A 23,237-nucleotide genomic window follows, 5' to 3' on the forward strand; every position below is an offset into this window, starting at 1 on the left:
TAAGAGGATCAACGAACCTAACTTTGGATAACTAAAATAGCACGAAACCGCCGGCCCTCTCGCTATGGGGATTGAATATTTTGTTACCCATCGATTTTAACAAACAATAGCGAAAAACTCGTTTGCAAATGTATCAGCGTAGTACCCAATAACTTAAAAATGGACATAGCTTCCCCCTCCCCATATCAGGGCAATTTTTTAAACATATACAATTTCGTGAGTTATCGGTGGAGATTTACCAAGGTTCATAAATTGTTTAGGTTTATCTGAACCGCAGCTAGGACACTTAGATAAATCCATTCCGGTAATCTTCTGGATAAGTTGTAGAGTAGAGGTTTTTTCCTTGGTTAATAGAGGCGTATGGGTAAGCTGCTTGCACAGCTTCAGGTTGGTGGTCTTATTACGATTTCCAAGCAAACCGTAGTGTCTAATTTTCATAAATCTATCCGGGAGAATATGAATCAGAAATCGACGGATAAACTCGTCGGCAGAGAGTGTCATCAACTTTTGCTTACTGTCATCCTTGTAATCCCGCCATTTGAAGGTCACCGTATCTTTTTCAAGGCCGACGATGCGCTTGTTGGAAATAGCCACTCTGTGAGTATACCGGCCCAGGTATTCAACAACACAAGTAGCATTTTTAAACGGTGGTTTGCAGTAAACAACCCACTCTTTGTTATATAAAGAAGAGAGCAGCTCTTCAAAATCCGTATTGTTGGCAAGAACGGCTTGGCTACCGTGAAATTCTAACTTGTTTTGGTAGTAGAGTTGTTTAAGGTAATATAGAAATTTTCCTCTAAACTTCCGAGAGAGAACTTTAACCGGAATGAAGAATTTCTTTCGACTGTTTACCCATTTTCCGATTGAAGATAATCCGCCGCCAGGGACAATTGAGTGAACATGAGGGTGATGTATGAGATTCTGTCCCCAGGTATGCAGGACCGATGTAAAGCCGATTTTTTGCGCCAAGATATTTTTTATCAGACGCTAATTCAGTAAGCGTTTCAGCAACGGTCTTAAATAAGAGAGTATAGATCGCTTTTTGATTCTGGTAGGTCATTGAATTAAGTGAATCGGGGATTGTAAAAACCACATGGAAGTACCCGACATCCAGCAGATTACTTTTCTGGTTGTCAATCCAGCGTTCTTTGGCAAGAGTTTGGCATTTGGGACAATGCCTGTTGCGGCAAGAATTGTAGGAAATTCGAGTATGCCCGCAACTGTCACAAACCTCCTTGTGACCGCCTAACTGTGAGGTTCTGCATTTTTGGATAGCAGACATCGCTTTATGCTGGACCAGCGTGAGCTTATGGTTGGTTCGATAAGTATTGCCATAGTTGAGGAAGATATCTTGAACCTCAACCATTAGCCTTATCCAATTCAACAAGCTCATCCAGAGGACTCTTCACGTTAAGTGATTCGATTTTAAGTAAATGTAAATAGAAACACGTTGATGCAATGTCCGTGTGTCCGAGCAATTGTTTAATGTGAAAAACACTGACACCCGATGCCAGTAGATGAGTTGCAAAACAGTGTCTCATGCTGTGTACCGTTACATTTTTGCTGATATTAGCTTTAATAACATATTTATGGAACAGATTTTGAATAGCTCTACTGGTCATCGGAGCACTATTGCGATTTCTGCCGTAAAAAAGCCATTCTTTAGGACGATAAGCCTTCCAGTAAGTTCTGAGAATATCGAGGTTGGCTTGTGAAAGCAGAGCATATCGGTCTTTACTGCCTTTAGCATTACGGATGAACAACTGCATTTTGCTGCTATCGATATCTGAAACTTTAAGCGCAGCCACTTCACTAAGGCGAAGCCCTGCACCATAAAGAGTCATGAGAATGCATTTATCTCTTAAATTATCGCAGGCATCAAAAAGGGCCTGAATTTCCTCTTTGGTAAGAATTTCGGGGAATTTACGTTGTTTGCGGTGGCGGGGGATTTGCCTTAGATTCAACTTAATGTTAAATGTGACACCGTACAAAAAACGAAGAGCGCTGTTGTAAGTGTTTACCGAGCCAGAAGCTAACTTTTTTTCTGTCGTGAGATAGTGGAGGAACTGTCGAATATCCTCTTGGCCCAACTCGGTGGCAGGTTTATTGTAGTGTTCTTGAAAAAGTTTTACTTTGGTGTAATACTCGGCCTGGGTGTTTTTACTTAACCCTCTAAGTTCCACATCGAAAACTAATTTGGCTAAAACCTCTTCCTTTGTCATAGAAAAACATCTCCTTTAACGTAAAATCTCTAACATTTTACAGGAGATGCTAAAAGGCTTACAGTATATTTGATTAACCAGCAAAGACAAACTAACGAAAACCACCGCGCCAGCGGTTTAGTGCTATCCATATACTGGTTAGGCCAATAATTGGAAGTTATAACAACCTGGGTAAAGGTACAAAAAGTAGGAAATTGTGTCGTTATTATTTTTAGGGGGTAAATTATGCTGAAGACAATTTTGGGGACAATGATAGCCCTTTATTTATTCATATTCTGGCTTGGCTATCCTATCGGAGATTTAATTTTTCCAGGGGGTGGCGTTGCGGAATCCTACCTAAAGCCCATATATATGGGGATAGTTGTCTTGGGAGGATTAATTGTGGCATGTACCTGTCATATTGCTAAACGAATAGAAGGGCTAAAATCAGATAAAGAGGCTAATGAATAGTATTCATAGATAGCCTCACAAGGTATGTTCCTAATGCTTATAATCTTAAGCGTTGTGAATTGCACATTATCTATATATCGGTTAGGCTAATAATTTAAAACTAAGGTATTTTAAAGAAAATGTCTAATCACAACATATGAAACTGGTCTCCCTTGCGGAGTCTCACATTGGATGGCCAGTTTATCTATTAGCGGAAGTTATAACGTAAAAATTATAATAACGCTCGCATTGACTGTGAATGATTATGGCACATTCGCTATATAAGGCGTGGTATATCCTAAAGAAAGAGGCGTAACATATGCAAATAATAGATTTCATCCATGAGCATATCGAACAAGCCACCCTGCTGGCAAGGGCTAGCTATGCAGAGGAATGGGCACGTGTCACCGTTCTTCCTCAAGATATTACTATCCCTGATCTATCGGGATTTGCCGGTAATTGCCTTGGTGTCACCGCATTTGAGCAGGAAAAGATGGTTGGCTTTCTCTGCTGTTACAGCCCTTTTAACAACACCTTTGGCTCCACAAAGGCGCGAGGCGTATTTTCTCCCATATACGGTAATTGTTCGATCACAGAAAACCGAGCGGCCATATATGCCCGGATGTATCAAACTGCAGCGAAAAAATGGGCAAGGGCAGGTGCGTCTAGCCATGCAATTTGTTTGTATGCAGGCAATACGACAGTGCAGGAGCAGTTTTTCCGTTACGGCTTTGGGCTTCGCTGCGTCGACGCGATACGCCCAATGGATGCACTAAATGTTTCGTCGTATTTGGATATAGAATATACTGAACTTATTGGGGAAAAACGTTTTCATCTCCGATCGCTGGATGTTCTCCTTGATGAGCATATGGCTACCAGTCCCACATTTATCCGCAGAAATACCAAGACTGAGGATGAGTTCGTGCAAGAAATGCACGAAAGTAAAGACCGCTATTTCGCAGCGAAAAGCAATGAAGAAATAATTGCTTTTCTTAAAGTGAGCGATGAGAGTGATAATTTTATCACTGGTATGCCGGATATGCAAAGTATTTGCGGAGCCTTTTGCTTGCCTCAATATCGGGGAAAAGGTATTTTCCAGAATCTCATAAACCATGCAATCAGTATATTAAAATCAGAGGGCTACACCCGACTCGGTGTGGATTTCGAGAGCCTCAATCCCAATGCGGACAGATTTTGGAACAAGTATTTCATGGCATATACTCACAGTTTGGTACGCCGGATCGATGAGGATGCGTTGAAGAGAGGCACTTTATGAAGACCGGTTATCCTTTTCGGTATCGATAGTGTGTTGAAGATTAACTTCTTCAGATCCATATACCCATAGGGCTAATACTTGGAAGTGCTAGTACACCTAGGTTTAAAGAACATTGGTAGGATAGGACTAAACCGCTGGAGTGGAGGTTTAGTCTATATAATATGTGTAGATCTAAGTTCATGCATTTCTTATACATTTGGTTTACTGTGGGGAAGAGGGGAGTCACTACATGAATTAACATTATTAATTTTATAGTTAGGTAATGGGAGTAACAAAGATTGTTTATGAAAATAGGCATTTAACGTTAATTATAAAAATAGGGGAAGGGTATAAATATTAGCTGAGCAATGAATATAAAGAGGTGTAATATTATACCGTTGATAAGCATGTAGTAGGAATTTAGGTAAAATTCCGTAAATAATGCCGTTTTTGGCAACGGAAGGCGGTGCGGATTTGCAGCTTCAAAACAGTTATATCTTCATACCCAATCCTTACAAGAAGAAAGAAACCCCAAAGGGAAAAAAGATAGCGTGATATATGTTGGGAAAAGTTTAATTTCTTATTTGAAAAGTGCGTTTCCCGCTGCTGTTAAAGCTCCAAAGTGTAGGAACTTTTTTAAGTCAGAGTACACCTACACAGTTGAATTTGATGGAAACAGCATAGAAGCCAAATTTCTCATCCACGAAGTCGTTGAAAAGTATTATCTTGATGTCGTTGTAACAGGCAAGAGCAAGGCGCAAATTATTAAAGGCTTAGAATACATACAGGCAGCTATCGAGAAGTCTGATATTCTCAAAGATTATATAGAGATTGTTTCTTATGACGCTATTTCCGAGTACTATTGCAACAAGATATATCCCAAACTGAACGAGTTGGAGCGAAATTTACGTAAGCTTTTGTTCAATATCTACGTTGCGAACTTTGGGCGAGACTATTACCAAATGACTATTAGCGGTGACTTGCAGAAAAAGATAAAAAGTGTTATTCAAGCTAAAGGCAATGAAGAAAGAAAAGAAACAGAACGTTTGCAAAAATTCTTTTATTCAATGGAATTCGCCGATATACAGCAAATGCTTTTTGTACCGCATTGGACAGAGGTCAATGAAAGATCAAAGGATGACTTTCTTAAGAGTCACGAAGATCTTTCAAAGCTGACGGATGATGAATTAAGAAAAGCCTTTTCTGAAATTGCTCCGAGAAGCGATTGGGAGAGATTTTTCTCGGATAAGATGGATGACGATGATATTCAATCGTTGATTGACGAAATTCGCAGAAGTCGAAACAGTATTGCACACTGCAAGTTTTTCTATCAAGCAGAGTATGTAATCTGTAATAAGGCTATGAGTAAATTCAATAAAGCTGTTAAGTCGGCTATTGCCATAACAGAAGGTAAAGACTTTTCCGAGAAGAATAGCGAGAGCATTAAAGAAGCTTTTGCCAGTGTATCAAAGCGGTTTGAAGAATATAAAAAGTCTATGGCAGAAGCACTTCGCCCTATTTTTCAAATTTCTCAACAGTATAGTGAGATGAAAGAGGGTATGATAAAGAACATTTCAATAATGCTGGAAACCATTCAGCCTACCCTTCAATCCTTATCCGGGTTAAAAGCTTCTATACCTCTTAGCGATCTTTCTACCGAGTTATTGCAACATCCCAAAGAGGGTAATGATGAAAAAGGTGCGGATGACGAAGATTGTCAATCAAGTGAAAGCGAAGACGACTCAAACATCTAAGGCTATCTCAATTAGAACGGGGTACCGAAAATTACAGCAATATATACTCGTTTTAGAACTTAATGAAGCGTTTTGAGTTTCCCCCTAATGTTAAGGACAAGCAATATAGCAAATTGCGAAGTATCTCTAACGCTATTGAGCCACTGTTGAAAATAGACATCTGGCAAAAGATTCTATGATGTGCTACTTTTTCCGTTTACGGATTAAGTCAAAATTGTATTTTAAGTAAATGTATAGGTAATCAACTTCCCGTTATGTCTATAATGCGACGTTGGAAATCAGAAGATTATCGAAGAATTCATTAGCAAAATTATAAAAATAGGTCATGCATCTATAGGGGATATATACGACACATGTCGCAAATTCCTTAAGATATTAAGGGATTGCGACATGTGTCGTGAAATAGACGTTAGGCGACAGACCATGCGAAGGTCGCCCCATCCTTGGGGCGGATTTCCTAGGGAAGTGCGTTGAAGTTTTAAGGCGGAAGTAGATTCATAAAACGTTTTTATGCGAGGAGATATGTAATGTCACAGATTATTACTGGTATTGAAATTAAGGATATTGCTTATATGATTACAGCTCTTGTAGCGCTTTTGACTTTTGTAAAGGTGGTTAGGGAATATATTTTACAGGGTAAACAAAAAAGAGTGGAGTTGCTGGAAAAATATCGAAAAAGATTTCATGAGGCCGAATATGTAAAAAGTATTACTCCGTATATTGAAGATGATGATGAGTGCCTCATGGAACTACCTAGAATTGATAAATATTATTATTTGGGCTTTTTTGAGGAGGTCGCAGTTCTTCTGAACTCTAAAGTCATTAAGAAGGAAACGGTCCACTATTTCTTTGGTTACTATGCTATAAAGACCTGGGAAAGTAAGAATTTTTGGGGTGATATAAATAGAGAAAGTTTATACTGGAGTGAATTTAAGAGATTTGCTCAGTCCATGAAAGAATATGAGCAAAGAAGACGAAATAGATGTTTTATACGAAACCTAAAACATATCAGAATGAATCCTTTTGAATTTTTCATGGAAAACAAAAAAATCAAGGTATAAGAAGTTTTAGGAGATGATAGAATGCAAATATTTCGAGATGAGAATGAAATATGGCAAGTCATCTTAGATGAACAAGAGAGACAAGATAAAAACAAGTTTAATGACTGGTACATGGAAGCTATGCCACGGTATTTAAATGCTTTAGATTTAGCATTTAGGATAGCTCAAGAGAGTAATGAATTTGAATTCATTCTATGTCTGCTTAGGGTTCGTGGTATTGAAGATGCTGGTTGGGATCCTTTTGAGACTACTTTAAAGGTTATCCCAAATATTCTAAAAATTCATTCGGAAATAACCAACAATATTGAAGCTGCAAGACATATTTCATTGTGGACGTATGGACATATTCTTGAAGCTTCAGAACCATACGAATTACTTGCCAATTTAATTGATGTTGTCAATGGTGGAACTTTTATTATTAGAAGGTTTCCTCCGAAAGGGAATCGGCCTCAAAGTCCCGGAGAAAAGATACAAAAATTATCTGAAATGGCCAAAGTGGCAGGAGTTTCCGATGTTGTGATTCCTTTAGTTGAAATTTGGAATCGAAATTTGAGGAATGCAATTTTTCATGCAGACTATGCATTATTTGGAGAGAAAGTAAGAACTATTAGGCCTTCATCCAATTATACTCATGAAGATATTATGGAATTGATTAACCGTACCCTAGCTTACCATCAAGCTTTAGCTGGGTTATTTGAAGCGTATATTGAGAGTTACAACGAACCGAAAATAATTAAAGTTGACCCCAGGTTTTCACGTGACCCGGAAGAAATGGCAACCATTATCGTACGTAAGAATAAAGGATTGGCCGGGTTAAAGGACTCTTGGAATATGGACCAATTAAAAGCAGGGAAAATTCCCTTTAGAATTGGCCGATTTACTCCAAATGAGATTAGCTTGTTGGACAGTAATCCTTTGATATCAGTTCTACAAGATTGAAATATATTGGAGTATTTCCGACGCCACGACGTATAAAACAGGATTCACGATTAAAAGAAACTATTTTGCTGGCAAATGAGCTTCATAAATCCATATTACAAGGGAAAAGGATTATTAGTACTAATTAGGATAATAATGATAAGTTCCGATAGACCAGGTTAAGGAACAAAAAGTAGGAACTATGACGCATTCGTAGAATTTAGTGCAATAGTTATGGGAGGAGGATACACATGCCATTTATTTTGAAGGAACTTATTAAAGCTGGTATATATATCGGTATATTGACCTTAATTTTATATTATTTTGTAGACAATAAGCTCTCTACAGATTTTATAGTAGCATTGACTAATCAAGTGATTATATTTATTTTTGACTTTAAAAGAATCAGAAATGATTATAAAGCTAGTAAAAAAGTAAATCTGTAATGTTATTAATGCATATTATTCATATTTAAGCGTAGGGCACTCAGTAAAAATTGCCTGGTTCCCATTATCCATATACCAGTTAGGCTAATTAGCAGAAGTCCAAATATGGACTCGAGTGTCTACTATGCGAAGTTGGTAATGAATATGGATGTTAAGAATGAATTTTTATATGGCATAAATGATTGTGGCATATTCGTAAGACGTACTGAAATAAAGTAAATTTGTTTTGAGAAAGGGGAAATCTCCGAAATTAACTTCGGGTATTTCCCAAAATAGTAGGAATACCCGAACTAAATATTCGGGAATCCCGTAGTTAGCTGAAATTGCACTACCGGGGCTATTATTTTGAGGAGGAAGATTATGACTAGGTATATTTATATTATATTGAGTTGCTTGATTCTATTTTTATCAGGATGTAATGGTCCTATAAACAGTAAAGAAGTCAATTCCAAAGATCATTCACAGAATAACGGCTTTACACAAAATCTAAACGAAGTAGTTAATGTTGGAGAGCATAAAATCCTGATAAAAAGGGTTTTGTTTGACATTAGTGCTTTAACACTGGAGTATGAGGTATTAGAACAACTTCCATCATTAGACATTGTAATAACGTCAGAATCAAAACAAAGAAACACTGATAGAGTATCTAATTTTGGAGAGGTTTCGGTTGATTTTCCTAGTGATGTCTGCGAAGCCATAGTATCTTTCCCACACAACCTTGAACTTGTTAACCAAAGAGTTGAAATGCAAGTAAATATCGGTGACCAGACCAGCGAATTCTTTATAGACTTTCCAGGAGAGAAACTTGCACAAGTAACTAAAGTTCAGTACTTCAACGATAGCGGGGAGCCGGTTAGTGATATAAAACAGGCAGCTACCAAAGTAATAGTTGCTTTAAGTTATACGGAGGTCGAGAGCAAAAATCTTGGAAAAGATATAGTTGTTTTGGACTTAGGAGAAAAACGGGTTTTAAAACGAAGTATGGGTTCATACGCAGGTGGGGGCGACGTTATTGAAAATTTTGAACCAATATCCATGCCAAGAGGTAATATAAATATCAAGTTGGTACCGGAAGATAAGCTATTCATTATAAGCTATTAGTGCAACATCAGCTAACAGAGGGTTTGCAACATCGGAGAGAATATGAAGGTAATAACCCAACGTCGTAAACCCTCTGGACGTTATGTGAAATTGGTCTCGGAGAAAACCGCATCGTCCTGGCTCGCATTGAATAGGCTTTATTATTTGTATGTATAGATAAACAAAGAGCAGGAGGATTTTATGAGTTATTCAGAGGTGAACAGATCTAACCCACAATTACTACATACAACTAATGCCAAAGAAAATAAGGAAAATCACAAACGTCCTTGGATAAGATTTTGGGCCCGGTTGATTGATGTTATACTTTTTATGTTAATAATAAGTACGACTATTGTAATAATTAATCCTTCTGCTTTAAATCATAGTGCAGTACTATTTTGGTTTTTATTATTTATTTGGTCTTTTTTCGAAGCAGTATTACTTTCAACTTGGGGGACAACACCAGGTAAATGGTTGTTAAGAATAATTATACGTGATTTAAATGGAGAGAAACTTACTTTTGTTAATGCGTTAAAGAGAAGTTTAATCATCTGGGCAAGTGGTCTTGGTTCTGGAATAGTAATAATTCTATTTATTACATTGATATACCAATACAATATTATCAGTCGAAATGGTACGACAAGTTGGGATAAGTCTGGAAAGTATACGGTTACATATACAAAGATCGGTTTATTAAGATTTCTCGTTGCTATTTTAATCATTTTTGGATTTATAGGATTATGTATTCTCGGAAGTAAATAATTTTATGAATTAAGGGTGACTATTGCTGGAGTATAAGGGGTCGACGTCCTTGTCGACCTCTGGGGGCACCAACTTCACATAACAGCGTATTCCTAAAATCTGAGAGATTATGAAAGTAGTAACCAGACTTCGGGAATACGCGGGACGTTAAATGAAATTGGTAAGCGAAGCCGCCCCTGTCCTGACGCGGCTCGCACAAGTAGTTCAGGATTTCAGATTCAAAGTTCAATTGATTTTATAATACTAATTAGGTTAATAATTGGAAGTGCTAGTACACCTAGGTTAAAAGAATATTGGTAGGATAGGACTAAACCGCTGGAGCGGTGGTTTAGTCCTATATAATATGTGTAGATCTAAGTTCATGCATTCTTATACATTTGGTTTACTGTGGGGAAGAGGGGAGTCACTACATGAATTAACATTATTAATTTTATAGTTAGGTAATGGGAGTAACAAAAATTGTTTATGAAAATAGGCATTTAACTTGAGAAGGAATTATGGAATATCCAACACCGCAGAGATTTGATATTAATAACCAAAAGAAAAAAGTTAGGAAGAAAAGCATTATAACAACTCTTCACTAAATAGATATTTAACGCATAGTTTAAATTGCGACGGAAGACGTTCCTAGTAAAATCTTAAATCTTTCCTTTGAATAAAATAGAACCTCAATCGGAATAAATCGTTTACAACAAAATCGGTTGAGGTTTTAGCAATGGCTCAGCCATCAATATGTAATTTGTATCCTAACGCACATACGAACCCGTGTCACCATAGATTTCGTTAATTTAGATGATACATACTGGCCAAGATCCTTAAAGCATTCTAAAGGAATCTGAAACTGTTTTCTCATGAATATAGTTCTGGAGGTTAACCTTAATTCCGATATATAGTGATTCTTACAGACTGGATAGTGTTTGCTGGTAAACGAATAAAATTCTCAGTTTATTTACTGTCTATAATAATCCGAAGAACAGGAAACTCTCGACAAACATAGCCCAACCGAGTGATCTGGTTAAATATAATCAATGGTATTATATGGGTACACCTCTGCCGTAATTTATACTCTACTTTACATAATATCTATTATAGGACCCAAAATAAATTTCTCTATCTTTAAATCAATTGGCTTATGACGAGCGACATCAAAACAAATTCTTAAAACGAAAATCCTGCAATAACTCTTCACAATTCTTTTGTCACAAGACCTTTTAAACCATTCTAGCCTCATTAACCGATCGCCTTACTGTACTACATCCACAAAAGAAGTTTCATCAAATACGCTTCCATATCTCCGCAAATCATTCAAATCGCTCTGTAGTATACCATTATTGTCATAAAGCTCAATAACTTCAACATCAGCTAAAGATTGTGAAGTAATAATATAGCCTTTATCCACTTGATCGGAATAAACCTCACCATTTTTAAATCTCACCAAGATGTTTTGTATATCAACCGGTTTCTTTTTGTCAGGTTCAATTAACCAAGTTGAATCGTTGAAGTTCCCGAATATGATTTTGCAACCATTATATTCAATAACATTGACGGTAAAACACATGCTTAGTGGCGTCTGTCCTTGTGCTTTCTTAATAATTTTCTTGTTTTCATCCAGGAAAAACAAATTCGTATATGATTGCCCCTGTCCATCGTTTTTTTCGGTTAATACTAAAGTACCATCCATAAAAACCTTTTGGGCAAAAATATGAGTCTTTCCTTTATTATATGGTTCGTAATTTTTATAATACGACTCCACGATCTGGCCGAGACTACTCCGGTTATTAACTGTGTTACCCTTTGATTCAATCTGTTGCCCAACTCCGGTATTTGAGCAACCAGACAACATCAATGCAAGTACAAGCGTTGCGAAAAAGAATCCTATTTTTTTCAAGCGCTCACCTCCAATTATATTCAGGCGAATATCCCGCTAATTTTTTACAAAGCCAAGTAATTTATTCAATTTCTTGGTCAGACCTCGTTCTCACTTGGAAATACCATATTATCGAAATTATCGAAGCTTATATTATCCTAATTCTTTCGAAGGTAATTCCATTAACTCTACAAAATACCAAGTTTTCCCCTGATCATCTGATTTGTATTTTGCGCTAACTGTACCCCCCATGTAATCACCTTGTGGCCCCTGCCCTACTAAAAGAAATAACTGTCCTTCTTCAAAATATGGAGTTTCGGGTTGGATAAAAGGTTCAAGAGTGGTTCCCATCCAACTCTCTTTAACCGCAGGGATGATAATGGGTGCAAATGATTTACCTCCATCCTCCGTTCGATATAAATTAGTTTCAGCTCCATCTATCTTAGGATAGCTCATAAAACCTAGGTTTTCACCTATAAAACCAGCTGACTGCAATAGACTGGTTCTAGGCCCAGAACCAACCTCCTTCCATGTTGCACCCCCATCTGTTGTCTTATAGATTATTTGACTTTCCTGGGACATAGCTCTATCCCCTGTTGCTATGACATACCCCACTTTGGCATTTGGAAAACTGCAAAACTTTACTCTTACGCTGTCTAAGGTTTTACTGATTTGTGATGTCTTCCAAGTGGCTCCCTTATCCTCTGAATAGGTAGCCGTCAGAGGGACTTCCTTCGTACCACCATAGACAAAGGCAGTTTTTTCTGAAGTTATAACATAGCTTTTTTCCTGCAGTTTATTAAAATAAGGTCTTCCGTCTCCAACCGCTGCTAAGGACTCTATCGAAACAGGTACTTCTTCCCATGTAATTCCTCCATTATAGCTCACATAGCAAATATGATTTTCAATTTTGTATGTGTATTGTTGCTTGTCATAGGGGATTTCAGCTTCATACTTTTGCTTATACTCATCTCTTTCTTTTTCACCGCTGGTTTGATATTTTTCCAAATCATACCCAGCGGGTCTTTGAACTTTGGTTGCAGTATAGGTATAGGTTCCTTCCTCAGATGGTTCTACTTTAAACCATAAAACCCATTGACACTTAAGCTTATTTTCCTCCAAAACCCCATTCCACTTGGAAGCATTTGCTGTATCTAAGTTTTTGGTCACAACAGAAAAGTCTACTTGAATTACATTGGCTTCTCTATTTTCAATCTGATCAATAGAGTATTCAGCAACTTTTTGGCTCCAGGGTACATATCTTCCCTTGTATTGCTCTACGTATGACTCCAGCCATTTTGTCCCCCCTGCAATAAGGTCTTTGCTGTTAACCTCCACCGAGAAGCCCACAGGCTGAAACTTAATTTTACTTTGTTGATATTTATAAAAGCCGAAATAACATACGGCTAAAACTGCAATAACAAGGCACAATTTAGTCACTAGCTTGTTCATTTTCTCCTTTGGTTCGGAAAAAGAGGACATTCTATTTAAGCTCCTTCTTTTTTAAACATACTTATTAATTTTACAATAAAAAAGAAAGCTCTGGTAAACTTTCTTTACTTTAGATCACAGTGCGCAAATAAAAATATATAATTATGCTGACAACTGCTGAAATCCCCCGTAATAGTCTATTCCTTTTATCTATCAATACCTCGATAAACAGTACTGCGGCCAAGATAATCCATATTCTCTCAATTAGAAACAACCCCAATAATGTCGATATTGAAAATTTAAATATAGGTAGCACCAAAATCAGTGATGTTATCGCAATTGTCATTAACCAGATGAGTCTTGTCATTAGCGAATACTGTTTATAGTATGAAAACGCTATGAAACTTAAAACAAGAAATAGGACTATCCATTGAAAAATCATACATAAATCCTCCCTGTCCACTTTCTACACCACTCTAATTATATCCCAGGTTAATTGGTAAACCTAATATTCTTGAAGGTTGCTTCACAAGGGTTTAAAAAAACCAGCAGTCAGGGGATGAAAAATTCACCTGACTACTGGTTTTATCATTTCACTTTTCGTAAGACCTTTTATTGATTAGAGGAACTTAACTATACAAATAGGAGAACAAACCAACGTCTGAAAGAAGAATAGTGATCTTTCGAAAAGGGCAGGTACTTGTCGATTTGTTGGTCTCATCAAGTTCTTAGGCCCTGAACACGATTGTAATTATCTCTCGTATGCCTCAATTAATTTACTAATCTCGAACTTTTTCATTTTAAGAAAAGCTTCTGTAACTTGTGCTAGTTTTTTTGCGTCCTTATTCTGCATCATCTCATCCATAATTGCGGGAACAATCTGCCAGGAAAAACCGTATTTATCCTTTAGCCAACCGCATTGCTCTGCTTCAGGAACGGCAGACAGCTTCTCCCAATAATAGTCTATTTCAGCTTGAGTTTTGCATTTAACGACCAATGAAATTGCCTCATTAAATGTAAAGTTATGCTCATAAGCACTGTCCATGGCAGAAAACGATTGGTTATTCAAGGTAAAGTCGACATGCTGAATCATTTTCGGTTTATTTGGAGCTGCGCCCTCCCCGTATCTAAGGATATCCCCTACACTTGAGTGCTCAAATATTGTTGAGTAAAATCTGATAGCATCTTCAGCATTGCCGCACTGGTCTCCGACAAACATTAGCGTTGGGGTGATTTTTTGCTTAATCCCCATATCACCCATGTGCATTATCTGCCAAGATAAACCGTATTTGTCAACTAACCATCCATACTTTTGGCTAAAGGGATAGGTGTCCAAGGGCATTAGGGCAGCACCCTTTTCAATAAGTTTTCCCCATAAGCCCTCAACTTCTTCGCTAGAACTACAAGCGATGCGAAATGATACAGACGGTGTGAATTTGAATAATGGCCCGGCTGACAACAGCATAAATTCTTGTCCTGCAAGCTCGATAGTGATCATATCCACCGATCCGGAGGGTGTGCCACTTAATATGGTTTTGTCTTTTAGAATGGATCCTTCAAATAATGATAGATAAAATCTTGATGCCTCATCAGCTTCTTTATCAAACCATAAGTGCGGGATAATCTTTTGCATATTAGTCTCCCCTTAAAATTCAAATTTTTTGCTTATCGTCGATCAATGATAAATATTATTCCTTGAAAAGGCAAATCTTATATGTATTGAATTTGAACACCTTAAAGGAGATAGTATGCCTAAATATTTCGCTTATCCAATATTCACCATGGTATTTGCCTTAATTTTAGTCGCTATTGTGCCAAAACAAGAGACTAAGCGTCTTGCAATTTATGGAATCATTTTCGGAGGAATAATGGACTCTCTGGTTCACTTATTTGGCTATATCACTGGCTTGTTCTCTTGGATAAATTATGGTCCTTTTGGTTTCCTAGGCGTTCATCTATTCCCCGGTATATCTTGGTCAATATTTTTTATCTTATATTATTATTTTTTGCCTCAACAAAAACCTTTAAATTACATATTCGCTGTAGCGGCAATCTTTTTTTCCACTTTATATTATAATTTGCTCTTCGAAATAGATCTTCTGTATTCTGCCAGTAAATTATGGTTACCTCTAGCTGGGTTTGCTTTTTGGTTTTCAACAGCAACCTGGGGGTTTTATAGATTAAATACTTTTATGGAACTTAACTCTTTTAAAAGAAATCCAGAGAATGAGACGAGGGAATAAATTTTATTTCTATCGCTCAATATAGCATTGATTATGGAGGTAACCTAATTGGAAAACACTCATAATTTCATTTTACCAAAGACTAATCTAATAGGTATTGGGGCTATCAAAGACCTTCCCAACGAGCTATTAGCCTGGAAGCTAAGCAAAGCCCTGATCGTTACTGATAAAAACATGATAAGTCTCGGTTATGTAGAGAATGTAGAGAAGATCTTAAAGAACCTATTCATTTCATATGATATATTTGATGGAATACTGCACCCCAATCCTACCGTTTCCTTTGTAGAAGATGGCTTATCTTATTTTAAGAAAGGTCTTAATGTTTTACGCAACTATAAATTGATTATTTCCATCGGCGGCGGGACCAATCATGACTGTGCTAAAGCAATAGCAATAGTTGCTACCAACGGCGGTTCAATCATTGATTATGAAGGATATAACAAAGTAACGAAACCACCCCTACCCCAAATTTCAATTAATACAACCGCTGGGTCGGGAGCTGAATTAACTATGTTTGCCATAATCGTCGATAATTCAAGGAAAGTAAAAATGACCATCGCTTCGCCTTTTTTAACCCCCTATATTACTGTCAATGATCCAATATTTATGACAACAATGCCTAAAGAAGTTACCGCCAGCTCAGGTTTTGATGTTGTTTCCCATGCTATAGAAGCTTATGTGTCTACTGAAGCCTCTCCTTTAACCGATTCTTTTGCTCTTGATGCAATACGAATAGCATTTGAGTATCTGCCGAGAGCCTACGAGAATGGCAATGACTTAGAGGCTAAGGAAAAAATGATGTATGCCAATATAATGGCTGCAATGGCCTTTAATAATGCGGGATTAGGTTATGTACATTCAATGGCCCATCAGTTGGGCGGATTTTATGGTCAAACCCATGGTTGTTACAACGGGATCTTGGTGCCTTATGTATTTGAGTTTAATTCCGCGTCCATACCTAAACAAAGAATTATGAAATTATGTGAAGCCATGGGGGCTAGTACCCAGGACACTTCACAAGCTATCGACATAATTATTGATTCAATTAGAAGATTAACTGCCAAAATCGAAATTCCCGGTAAATTGCGTGAGATGGGACTCAAAGAGAACGATATTGAAACTCTCTCTCAGAACGCCATGAAAGATATAACCGTTTTTACAAACCCTAGAAAAGGGTCTGTTGAAGATTTTATGAGCTTATTTAAATCCGCTTATTGAGTGAAGAACTATCCATAACAAAGAAAGCGACTTGATGGTCGCTTTTACTATATGGATTTATCTTAAATATAATCCCTTAACACTACGCAATTAGGTTACTCTTATCCTTTATCAGCCTCGATAAACCTTATTACAAATGCAGCCATGATGATTGTGCTTAGTATGTAGCCCAGAATCATTTCGCTTGCAACAAACATTTTAGCCGTGTTGGTTATTGGATATATATCACCATAACCTGTAGTTGTAAAAGTAGTGATACTGAAATATACACTATCTATTGCCGATAGAATCATTCCGTCTTTAAATGCATGAGCAAGATCTCTGGATAGTTTATAGTAAAAATTAGCATACCCCAAAACTAAGATGATACTTAATAAGATGATTTTGGGAAAAACTAATTTCTTGTGCTCCTTATGAATTATCTTATTAGTTAAGATGGCTAAGCTGAGGAAAAAATAGGCAACAACAACAATTACAAAATATGTAGGCATGAAATTTATGTAGAAATCTATTAGGATGATACACAACAAAATCAGACTTAAATAAAGAAATCTGTTAAGTATTTTATGGGATCTCAATTAAATACCTCCACTCTCTCCAATCCTGAAACTAAATCTATATTATATCTAATGGATTTTTCCTTAACCCCTATGGATTCAGCATACATATATTATCTAATTCCACATCTTTCTTAAAATCTCCTCCCTGACCAGAAACAATTTCTCTTTTCAAACCGAACTATCCCCATTGATAAATGGTAATTCCACAGTGAATGTTATCCCTTTGACAATTAGTATATTTACCATTATTCTAACCACCCTAGCCCCCAAAACTATGTTTTAGGGGCTTAATTCGTAGGGACAGAAACCATCACATCAATTATAAACTTCGCAGTGCATCAATTGGATTAAGTTGACTTGCTTTTCTTGCAGGCATATATCCAAATACAATACCAACTAATCCAGAAAATCCGACAGCCAGTAGAATGGTAGCAATAGAAAGCGAAAATCCGATCCCAATTAAAGCTGCTGCAGTATAAGCTATTAAGCCCCCCAGAACCAAGCCAATGAGACCACCAACTAGGGAAAGGAATATTGACTCAATAACGAATTGCAGCTGAATTCTTTTGGGTGTCGCACCTAAGGCCTTCCGCAAACCTATTTCCGTCGTTCGCTCAGTAATAGACACGAGCATCATATTCATGATTCCAATACCACCCACTACAAGGGATATTGCCGCAATTCCTGCCAGAAGAAGTGACATCATGGACATCATTGATTCAAAAGATTCGATTATATCCCCCATATTGAAAACTGTATAGGCGTTATCTTTATAGTTAAAGGCAGGATTAAGCACCCCTTTAAGATCAGTTACAGTATCATCAGCTAATGAAGTATCTTCCAAGAATACATCTAGACTAGAAATATCCTTGACTCCCAAGCTTCGCATTGCCGTAGTATAGGGGATTATGACAGACTCATTATTCGAACCCATACTAAATCCACTTGAGGCATTTAATGTGCCAATTACAGTATAACTAGTACCGTTTATGACAAGGTCTTTCCCAATAGGATCGACACCATAATAAAGTTCATTGATGATATCGCTGCCAATAATTGCAACCTGGTTTTTACTGTTTAAGTCGAGAATATTTATTGGCCTCCCAGTCTTAAGCAGGCTGATATCCATGTTAAAATACACATCGTTTTTACCCTGTACTGTCACGTTTTCCATGAGCTTTCCTTCGTAGATAATGCCGGTTTTTCCAGAAATCGTAGGGGATACACCCTTAATATTCTCCTCCTTTGAAATGTTCAGCATGTCTTCTTGATTAAGCCCTTGTTTGAGAGGAGTACCCATAACATTCACAGTGATTTTATTAGCCCCCAGCTCTGTGACTTGATCGCTGATACTATTTGTCGCACCCTGGACGATGGTGATTAAAGCAATAATCGATGCTACTCCTATTACAATACCCAGCATTGTCAAAAATGAGCGCAGTTTATTTCTCACAATATTTTCATAGGACATTTTTATACTCTCAAGCAGCATCTACTGAACCTCCTGTTCCGATAAATGTCCATCGAGAATGTTGACAACTCTCTTGGCATGACGTGCAATCCCGATGTCGTGGGTTATCATAATTATTGTTCTTCCGTCGTGATTCAGTTCCTCAAAAAGCTCCATAACTTGTGCACCTGTTTTTTGATCTAAAGCACCTGTTGGTTCATCGGCCAGCAAAATTGTGGGCTCAGTTACCAAAGCTCGGGCAATGGCAACCCGTTGTTGTTGCCCCCCAGATAGCTGAGTTGGTAAGTTTTTTGTCTTATCAACTAACCCTACTCGATCGAGGATTTTCAGCGAACGTTCCTTTCTTTCCGCTGAGGAGAGGCCAGCGTAAATCAATGGTAACTCCACATTTTGAAGAGCACTTAAGCGTGGCAGGAGCTGAAAGTTTTGAAATACAAAGCCAATTTCCTTATTTCTAATAAAGGCAAGTTCAGTTTCATCCAGGTCTTCAATATCATTGCCAGAGAGTAAATATTTTCCTGATGTCGGCATATCTAGGCAACCAATAATGTTCATCATTGTGGATTTCCCCGATCCTGACGGACCAAGTAAGGATAGAAATTCACCGGAATTTACTGTTAAGTTTACCTTACTCAATACTTCTAGCTCTTCTTCCCCCATATAGTAGCTCTTAGAGATATTTTGCATGTTCAGCACTTCCGCCATTAATCATCACCACCTGTATTATTCATCCCACCTGAAGGAAATTTCGTTCCTTCCTTAGCTGCAGTCTTGGTATAGTAAACTGTCTCTCCACTTTCAAGGCCACTTTTTACTTCTACGACTATCCCATCATTTATGCCGGTAGCTATTTCGGCTCTAGTCACTGTACCACTCTCATCTTTTTTTAGAACATAGGGCTTGTTATTCTCGTCGAATTGAACCGCAGTTATAGGCAATGTGACAATTCCACTAACTTGATTGCTTATAATTTTTACCTCTGCAGACATTCCAATTCTTACACTTTCATCGTCCTCAAGATCGATTATAGCGGTAAAGAAAGTTACTCCATTAATAATCTGCCCCTCTTTAGAGATTGAGCTGATATTGCCCTTTATTTCTTTGTTTATTGCACCAAATTTAATAGTGGCTTCCTTACCTTTCTCAATCGCAGTAAGGTCATACTCATCTACTTTCACTTTGATTTGAAGATTATTATAATCCACAACTTCTAATAGTTTTGTACCTGCCATCACTTGTGCCTTTTCTTCTATATTGATATTAACAATTTCTCCCTGAATTTTTGACTTAATGTCTTCTCCAGCCGTAGTTCTAATTAAGACTGTCCCTTCTTTAACTAGGTCTCCCTCTTTGACTTTGATTTCCGAAATTTGCATCATCTTTTCAGAAGTCACAGTTTGACGATCTGTAGTTTCAACATTGCCAGTGAAAGAGTAATAGGTGGTTAGGTCGCCCGTCTGAGCAACAACGCTTTCATACGGTAGTTCAGTAGGTTCCTTAAGAAAGGTTATGCCTCCAACAGTTACAGCTACCGCTACCAACCCCAGAATAATCCACTTAACTTTAGATTTGTGTTTTTTCATTTTCTATGACCTCCAATTTTTTGGCTCCATGAACCATATCTTAAGCTGGTTATATGAATTCAATATGAACTTCAGTTTTGATTAGTTCTAACTTTAAATTTTGCACTGATCTTTCCAAAAATATGTAATGGAATATAAATCAAATAAACCCTCAACATGGCATTTCTGCCGATATTGAGGGTTTACTTTAAATATTCATTTTGCAGCTAGTTAAAGTCAGTTCCCTTATTGCTATTGTCATGTTGAATTCCGCTGAATCTAATGAAGGATCAAATTAGTTGTAAGTTGCAGTTTTAATAGATGGCAAAACATATAATAGCCAATATCAAAATGAATATCCATTCATTATTCAACTTTAGTCTTAAATAATTATACATTTTGCCTCAATTTGCTATAAAGAGATTGTATTACAAAATGCACAATATTGTAACATTCTCCATAATATGTCTAACCTTAAATTGAACTACCCCTCAAATTATTGGGACTTATTAACTTATACTAAATATTACTATCTAAATTAGGATTTTTGGAGTGAACATCCATATATTATCTTAATATCAGAGATGTTGACACAATGCAACCTTAAATGTTAGTCTTTGTCTATAAGAAAACTGGAGAGTATTATTAATAATCTTAAAAAACGAGTTAATAACTCGGAATTTTTTTACACTAATCAAGTTAAATTATTCACTAATATTACATTATATACAGAAAATTTGAAATTCATTTTAGGAGGATTGCTTATGGCAAAATTATTACCATCTAACTCTAGGTTTTTATTTTTTTGGGTATCTAAAACGTCTTGAAGTTATCTTTGGATTCTAAATTATCTGTAAATTGTTATTAATAATTTTTGGGAGGGGTTTAAATGCGTTTAGGATGGCTAATAGTTTTCGCTCTAATGACTGTCTTGGCAATTCTGTCCTTTAGTAAAGCTCTTAAGAAAAAAATCGGAATTTTGAGCTTAGGTGCCAAAGAAGAAAGATTTGACAACCCTAATCAACGTTTTATGAACTTTGTTAAGTTAGTACTAGGTCAGAGTAAATTAATTAATGAACCATATGGAGTTGTTCACTTTATCATCTTCTGGGGTTTTATCTTTATTTGTTTAGGTGAACTGCCTTTAATATTTGAAGGACTCTTCCCTGCTTATTCTTTCCCTATCTTGGGAACAAACCGCTATTTTTATATGATTAAAGATCTTATGACCGCCTTAGTAATTGTCGGCTTATGTTTCGGACTAATTAGAAGATGGGTAATTAAACCTGCTCATTTATCTCGAACACCTGAAGCAGCAATTATTGTAAGCCTGATCTTTGGCGTTATTGTCACAGAATGGATAGGAAGTGGAGCAAAAGTAGCTCTTGATCCTAGCAACAGCGTATACTCACTGGCCATTATGTATCAAAGTTTTGCCACTCTCTTTAGTGGATTAAGCACACATACTCTTGAACTGATTGAAAGTACTTTTTGGTGGATTCATATGCTGATTGTATTTGGTTTCCTGGTTTACATTCCAAATTCGAAGCATATGCACCTTTTAGCAGTACACCCTAACACCTATTTCTCTTCTTTAAAACCTATTGGTGGTCAAATTGAAAAAATTGACTTAGAAGATGAAGAATTAACTGAATTAGGGGTTAACCGGATTGAAAGCTTTACTTGGAAGCAACTATTAGATAGCTTTGCTTGCGGAGAATGTGGAAGGTGCATGAATAACTGTCCGGCCAACATTTCCGGCAAACCCTTGAACCCTAAACGTTTAATCAGCCGCCAATTAAAAGACCATCTTTTAGAAAAAGGTGCCGTCCTGAATGCTAAAGGCTTAACTTCCACCAGTGATGAAAATGCGGACGCATTAGCAGAAATTGCCGAAAACGATCCTCAAGCAGCTGAAATTCTTCAAAAATCTTTAATTGGGGATATCGTTTCCGAAGAAGAGATTTGGGCATGTACGACTTGTATGTCCTGCCAAGTACAATGTCCGGTTGCCAACGAGCATGTGAATAAGATCATTAATATGCGCCAATCTCTGGTTATGATGGATAGTAATTTCCCACAAGAGTTGCAAACGTCCTTCCGTAACGTCGAGAATAATGCCAACCCTTGGGGTATCGGCTACACCGAACGTGCAAATTGGGCTTCTGATTTAGATGTCAAATTAATTAGTGAACAAGAAAATGTAGACTACCTCTTCTGGGTTGGCTGTGCCGGTTCTTTTGATAGTCGTGCCCAAAAAGTAACCGTTGCTGTCTCGAAGATTCTTAAAGCTGCGGGAGTTAATTTCGCAATCTTAGGAACAGAAGAAAAATGTTGCGGTGACTTTGTTCGCCGATCAGGAAACGAATATCTATTCCAGACTGCAGCAATAGAAAACGTAGAAATCTTAAATAATTACAATGTGAAAAAAATCATTACAACTTGCCCCCACTGCCTCAATACTTTGAAGAATGAGTATCCTGATTTTGGCGGTAATTATGAAGTAATCCATCATACAAAATTTATCGATCAATTAATCAAGGATGGTAAATTAGTTCTCAATTCAAAAGCTGAATTTGAACCGCAAAGAATTGTCTATCACGATTCTTGTTATCTTGGTCGTTATCAGCAAGAATTTAATTCACCTCGTGCCCTTTTCAATATGGTTCCTGGTGTTGAATTGGTAGAAATGGATCGTCATCACAATAAGAGCTTCTGCTGCGGTGCCGGTGGCGGCCGGATGTGGTTAGAAGAACAAAATGATCAAAGGGTTAATAATCTTAGAGTTGAGCAGGCACTTGATAAAAATGCGGAAGTTATCGGTGCGAATTGCCCCTTCTGTATTACAATGATGGAAGATGGCATTAAAGACAAAGTTGACACCGAAAAACAAACTGTTAAAGTCCTAGATCCTGCAGAGCTCATTGCTAAGATGATAAGCTAGCTTCAAAGATATAT

General features: G+C 37.2%; 19 protein-coding genes and 1 pseudogene. 11 read left to right on the plus strand and 9 right to left on the minus strand.

The features are described from left to right. Positions 1-198: 198 nt before the first annotated feature. Together DESMER_RS11740 and DESMER_RS11745 are read right to left on the minus strand one after the other, a co-directional pair. Positions 199-1,366 (minus strand): annotated as a pseudogene (locus DESMER_RS11740) (IS91 family transposase). Further along, positions 1,359-2,222: a tyrosine-type recombinase/integrase gene (locus tag DESMER_RS11745; RefSeq protein WP_014902801.1), complete on the minus strand. Its 864-nt coding sequence runs from the start codon at positions 2,220-2,222 to the stop codon at positions 1,359-1,361. Before DESMER_RS11745 ends, DESMER_RS11740 begins: the two are co-directional and overlap by 8 nt. Before the next feature lie 225 nt (positions 2,223-2,447). On the opposite strand from DESMER_RS11745, the gene DESMER_RS11750 reads away from it, so the two are divergent. The 8 genes from DESMER_RS11750 (at position 2,448) to DESMER_RS11785 (ending at position 9,927) form a co-directional block, all read left to right on the plus strand. Then, positions 2,448-2,672 carry a hypothetical protein gene (locus DESMER_RS11750; RefSeq protein WP_014903269.1) on the plus strand — a complete coding sequence of 75 codons (225 nt, stop codon included), beginning with the start codon at positions 2,448-2,450 and terminating at the stop codon, positions 2,670-2,672. A gap of 298 nt (positions 2,673-2,970) precedes the next feature. Beyond that, complete coding sequence (locus DESMER_RS11755; protein ID WP_014903270.1) at positions 2,971-3,927, plus strand: GNAT family N-acetyltransferase; 957 nt, start codon at positions 2,971-2,973, stop codon at positions 3,925-3,927. 530 nt (positions 3,928-4,457) lie between these two features. Beyond that, positions 4,458-5,660, plus strand: a complete 1,203-nt coding sequence (locus tag DESMER_RS11760; protein WP_014903271.1) for a hypothetical protein — start codon at positions 4,458-4,460, stop codon at positions 5,658-5,660. Between the two features lie 527 nt (positions 5,661-6,187). Beyond that, positions 6,188-6,721: a hypothetical protein gene (locus DESMER_RS11765; RefSeq protein WP_014903272.1), complete on the plus strand. Its 534-nt coding sequence runs from the start codon at positions 6,188-6,190 to the stop codon at positions 6,719-6,721. 21 nt (positions 6,722-6,742) lie between these two features. Continuing rightward, positions 6,743-7,660: a hypothetical protein gene (locus DESMER_RS11770; protein WP_014903273.1), complete on the plus strand. Its 918-nt coding sequence runs from the start codon at positions 6,743-6,745 to the stop codon at positions 7,658-7,660. A 230-nt stretch (positions 7,661-7,890) separates the two neighbouring features. Beyond that, complete coding sequence (locus tag DESMER_RS11775) at positions 7,891-8,085, plus strand: hypothetical protein (RefSeq protein WP_014903274.1); 195 nt, start codon at positions 7,891-7,893, stop codon at positions 8,083-8,085. A gap of 360 nt (positions 8,086-8,445) precedes the next feature. Next, positions 8,446-9,186 (plus strand): hypothetical protein, encoded by a 741-nt coding sequence (locus DESMER_RS11780; RefSeq protein WP_014903275.1) that lies wholly within the window; start codon positions 8,446-8,448, stop codon positions 9,184-9,186. Between the two features lie 180 nt (positions 9,187-9,366). Next, on the plus strand, positions 9,367-9,927 hold the full coding sequence (locus tag DESMER_RS11785; protein ID WP_014903276.1) for an RDD family protein: 561 nt from the start codon (positions 9,367-9,369) through the stop codon (positions 9,925-9,927). A gap of 1,243 nt (positions 9,928-11,170) precedes the next feature. Here the strand turns inward: DESMER_RS11785 and DESMER_RS11790 are convergent. From DESMER_RS11790 to DESMER_RS11805, 3 genes are all read right to left on the minus strand, one after another. Then, positions 11,171-11,815 carry a hypothetical protein gene (locus tag DESMER_RS11790; RefSeq protein WP_014903277.1) on the minus strand — a complete coding sequence of 215 codons (645 nt, stop codon included), beginning with the start codon at positions 11,813-11,815 and terminating at the stop codon, positions 11,171-11,173. Between the two features lie 132 nt (positions 11,816-11,947). Continuing rightward, a complete protein-coding gene (locus DESMER_RS11795) occupies positions 11,948-13,246 on the minus strand; it encodes a WD40/YVTN/BNR-like repeat-containing protein (protein ID WP_242830979.1) in 1,299 nt (432 codons plus the stop codon). A gap of 730 nt (positions 13,247-13,976) precedes the next feature. Further along, entirely contained in the window at positions 13,977-14,858 is an 882-nt protein-coding gene (locus DESMER_RS11805; protein WP_014903280.1) for a VOC family protein, read from the minus strand. Between the two features lie 115 nt (positions 14,859-14,973). On the opposite strand from DESMER_RS11805, the gene DESMER_RS11810 reads away from it, so the two are divergent. Together DESMER_RS11810 and DESMER_RS11815 are read left to right on the plus strand one after the other, a co-directional pair. After that, positions 14,974-15,468, plus strand: coding sequence for a hypothetical protein (locus DESMER_RS11810; RefSeq protein ID WP_014903281.1), 495 nt, complete (start codon positions 14,974-14,976; stop codon positions 15,466-15,468). Between the two features lie 48 nt (positions 15,469-15,516). Further along, positions 15,517-16,686, plus strand: coding sequence for an iron-containing alcohol dehydrogenase (locus DESMER_RS11815; protein WP_014903282.1), 1,170 nt, complete (start codon positions 15,517-15,519; stop codon positions 16,684-16,686). A gap of 101 nt (positions 16,687-16,787) precedes the next feature. On the opposite strand, the gene DESMER_RS11820 is transcribed toward DESMER_RS11815, so the two are convergent. From DESMER_RS11820 to DESMER_RS11835, 4 genes are all read right to left on the minus strand, one after another. Further along, complete coding sequence (locus tag DESMER_RS11820; protein ID WP_148275284.1) at positions 16,788-17,177, minus strand: potassium channel family protein; 390 nt, start codon at positions 17,175-17,177, stop codon at positions 16,788-16,790. A gap of 388 nt (positions 17,178-17,565) precedes the next feature. After that, positions 17,566-18,738, minus strand: coding sequence for an ABC transporter permease (locus DESMER_RS11825; protein ID WP_014903284.1), 1,173 nt, complete (start codon positions 18,736-18,738; stop codon positions 17,566-17,568). Continuing rightward, positions 18,739-19,422 carry an ABC transporter ATP-binding protein gene (locus DESMER_RS11830; RefSeq protein WP_014903285.1) on the minus strand — a complete coding sequence of 228 codons (684 nt, stop codon included), beginning with the start codon at positions 19,420-19,422 and terminating at the stop codon, positions 18,739-18,741. After that, positions 19,422-20,300: an efflux RND transporter periplasmic adaptor subunit gene (locus tag DESMER_RS11835; protein WP_014903286.1), complete on the minus strand. Its 879-nt coding sequence runs from the start codon at positions 20,298-20,300 to the stop codon at positions 19,422-19,424. Before DESMER_RS11835 ends, DESMER_RS11830 begins: the two co-directional genes overlap by 1 nt. A gap of 868 nt (positions 20,301-21,168) precedes the next feature. Between DESMER_RS11835 and DESMER_RS11840 the strand changes: the two genes are divergently transcribed. Then, positions 21,169-23,223, plus strand: a complete 2,055-nt coding sequence (locus DESMER_RS11840) for a heterodisulfide reductase-related iron-sulfur binding cluster (RefSeq protein ID WP_014903287.1) — start codon at positions 21,169-21,171, stop codon at positions 23,221-23,223. The last annotated feature ends 14 nt before the right edge of the window (positions 23,224-23,237 follow it).

This window comes from Desulfosporosinus meridiei DSM 13257 (assembly GCF_000231385.2).
In the GTDB taxonomy this organism is placed as follows: Bacteria; Bacillota; Desulfitobacteriia; order Desulfitobacteriales; family Desulfitobacteriaceae; genus Desulfosporosinus; species Desulfosporosinus meridiei.

Bases quoted from the DNA above. Each gene is read 5' to 3' on its own strand.
- DESMER_RS11840 (WP_014903287.1), top strand. From the start codon at position 21,169: ATGCGTTTAGGATGGCTAATAGTTTTCGCTCTAATGACTGTCTTGGCA.
- DESMER_RS11765 (WP_014903272.1), top strand. From the start codon at position 6,188: ATGTCACAGATTATTACTGGTATTGAAATTAAGGATATTGCTTATATG.
- DESMER_RS11805 (WP_014903280.1), bottom strand. From the start codon at position 14,858: ATGCAAAAGATTATCCCGCACTTATGGTTTGATAAAGAAGCTGATGAG.
- DESMER_RS11755 (WP_014903270.1), top strand. From the start codon at position 2,971: ATGCAAATAATAGATTTCATCCATGAGCATATCGAACAAGCCACCCTG.
- DESMER_RS11770 (WP_014903273.1), top strand. From the start codon at position 6,743: ATGCAAATATTTCGAGATGAGAATGAAATATGGCAAGTCATCTTAGAT.
- DESMER_RS11745 (WP_014902801.1), bottom strand. From the start codon at position 2,222: ATGACAAAGGAAGAGGTTTTAGCCAAATTAGTTTTCGATGTGGAACTT.
- DESMER_RS11795 (WP_242830979.1), bottom strand. From the start codon at position 13,246: ATGAACAAGCTAGTGACTAAATTGTGCCTTGTTATTGCAGTTTTAGCC.
- DESMER_RS11820 (WP_148275284.1), bottom strand. From the start codon at position 17,177: ATGCCTACATATTTTGTAATTGTTGTTGTTGCCTATTTTTTCCTCAGC.
- DESMER_RS11825 (WP_014903284.1), bottom strand. From the start codon at position 18,738: ATGCTGCTTGAGAGTATAAAAATGTCCTATGAAAATATTGTGAGAAAT.
- DESMER_RS11835 (WP_014903286.1), bottom strand. From the start codon at position 20,300: ATGAAAAAACACAAATCTAAAGTTAAGTGGATTATTCTGGGGTTGGTA.
- DESMER_RS11750 (WP_014903269.1), top strand. From the start codon at position 2,448: ATGCTGAAGACAATTTTGGGGACAATGATAGCCCTTTATTTATTCATA.
- DESMER_RS11780 (WP_014903275.1), top strand. From the start codon at position 8,446: ATGACTAGGTATATTTATATTATATTGAGTTGCTTGATTCTATTTTTA.
- DESMER_RS11830 (WP_014903285.1), bottom strand. From the start codon at position 19,422: ATGGCGGAAGTGCTGAACATGCAAAATATCTCTAAGAGCTACTATATG.
- DESMER_RS11785 (WP_014903276.1), top strand. From the start codon at position 9,367: ATGAGTTATTCAGAGGTGAACAGATCTAACCCACAATTACTACATACA.
- DESMER_RS11775 (WP_014903274.1), top strand. From the start codon at position 7,891: ATGCCATTTATTTTGAAGGAACTTATTAAAGCTGGTATATATATCGGT.
- DESMER_RS11810 (WP_014903281.1), top strand. From the start codon at position 14,974: ATGCCTAAATATTTCGCTTATCCAATATTCACCATGGTATTTGCCTTA.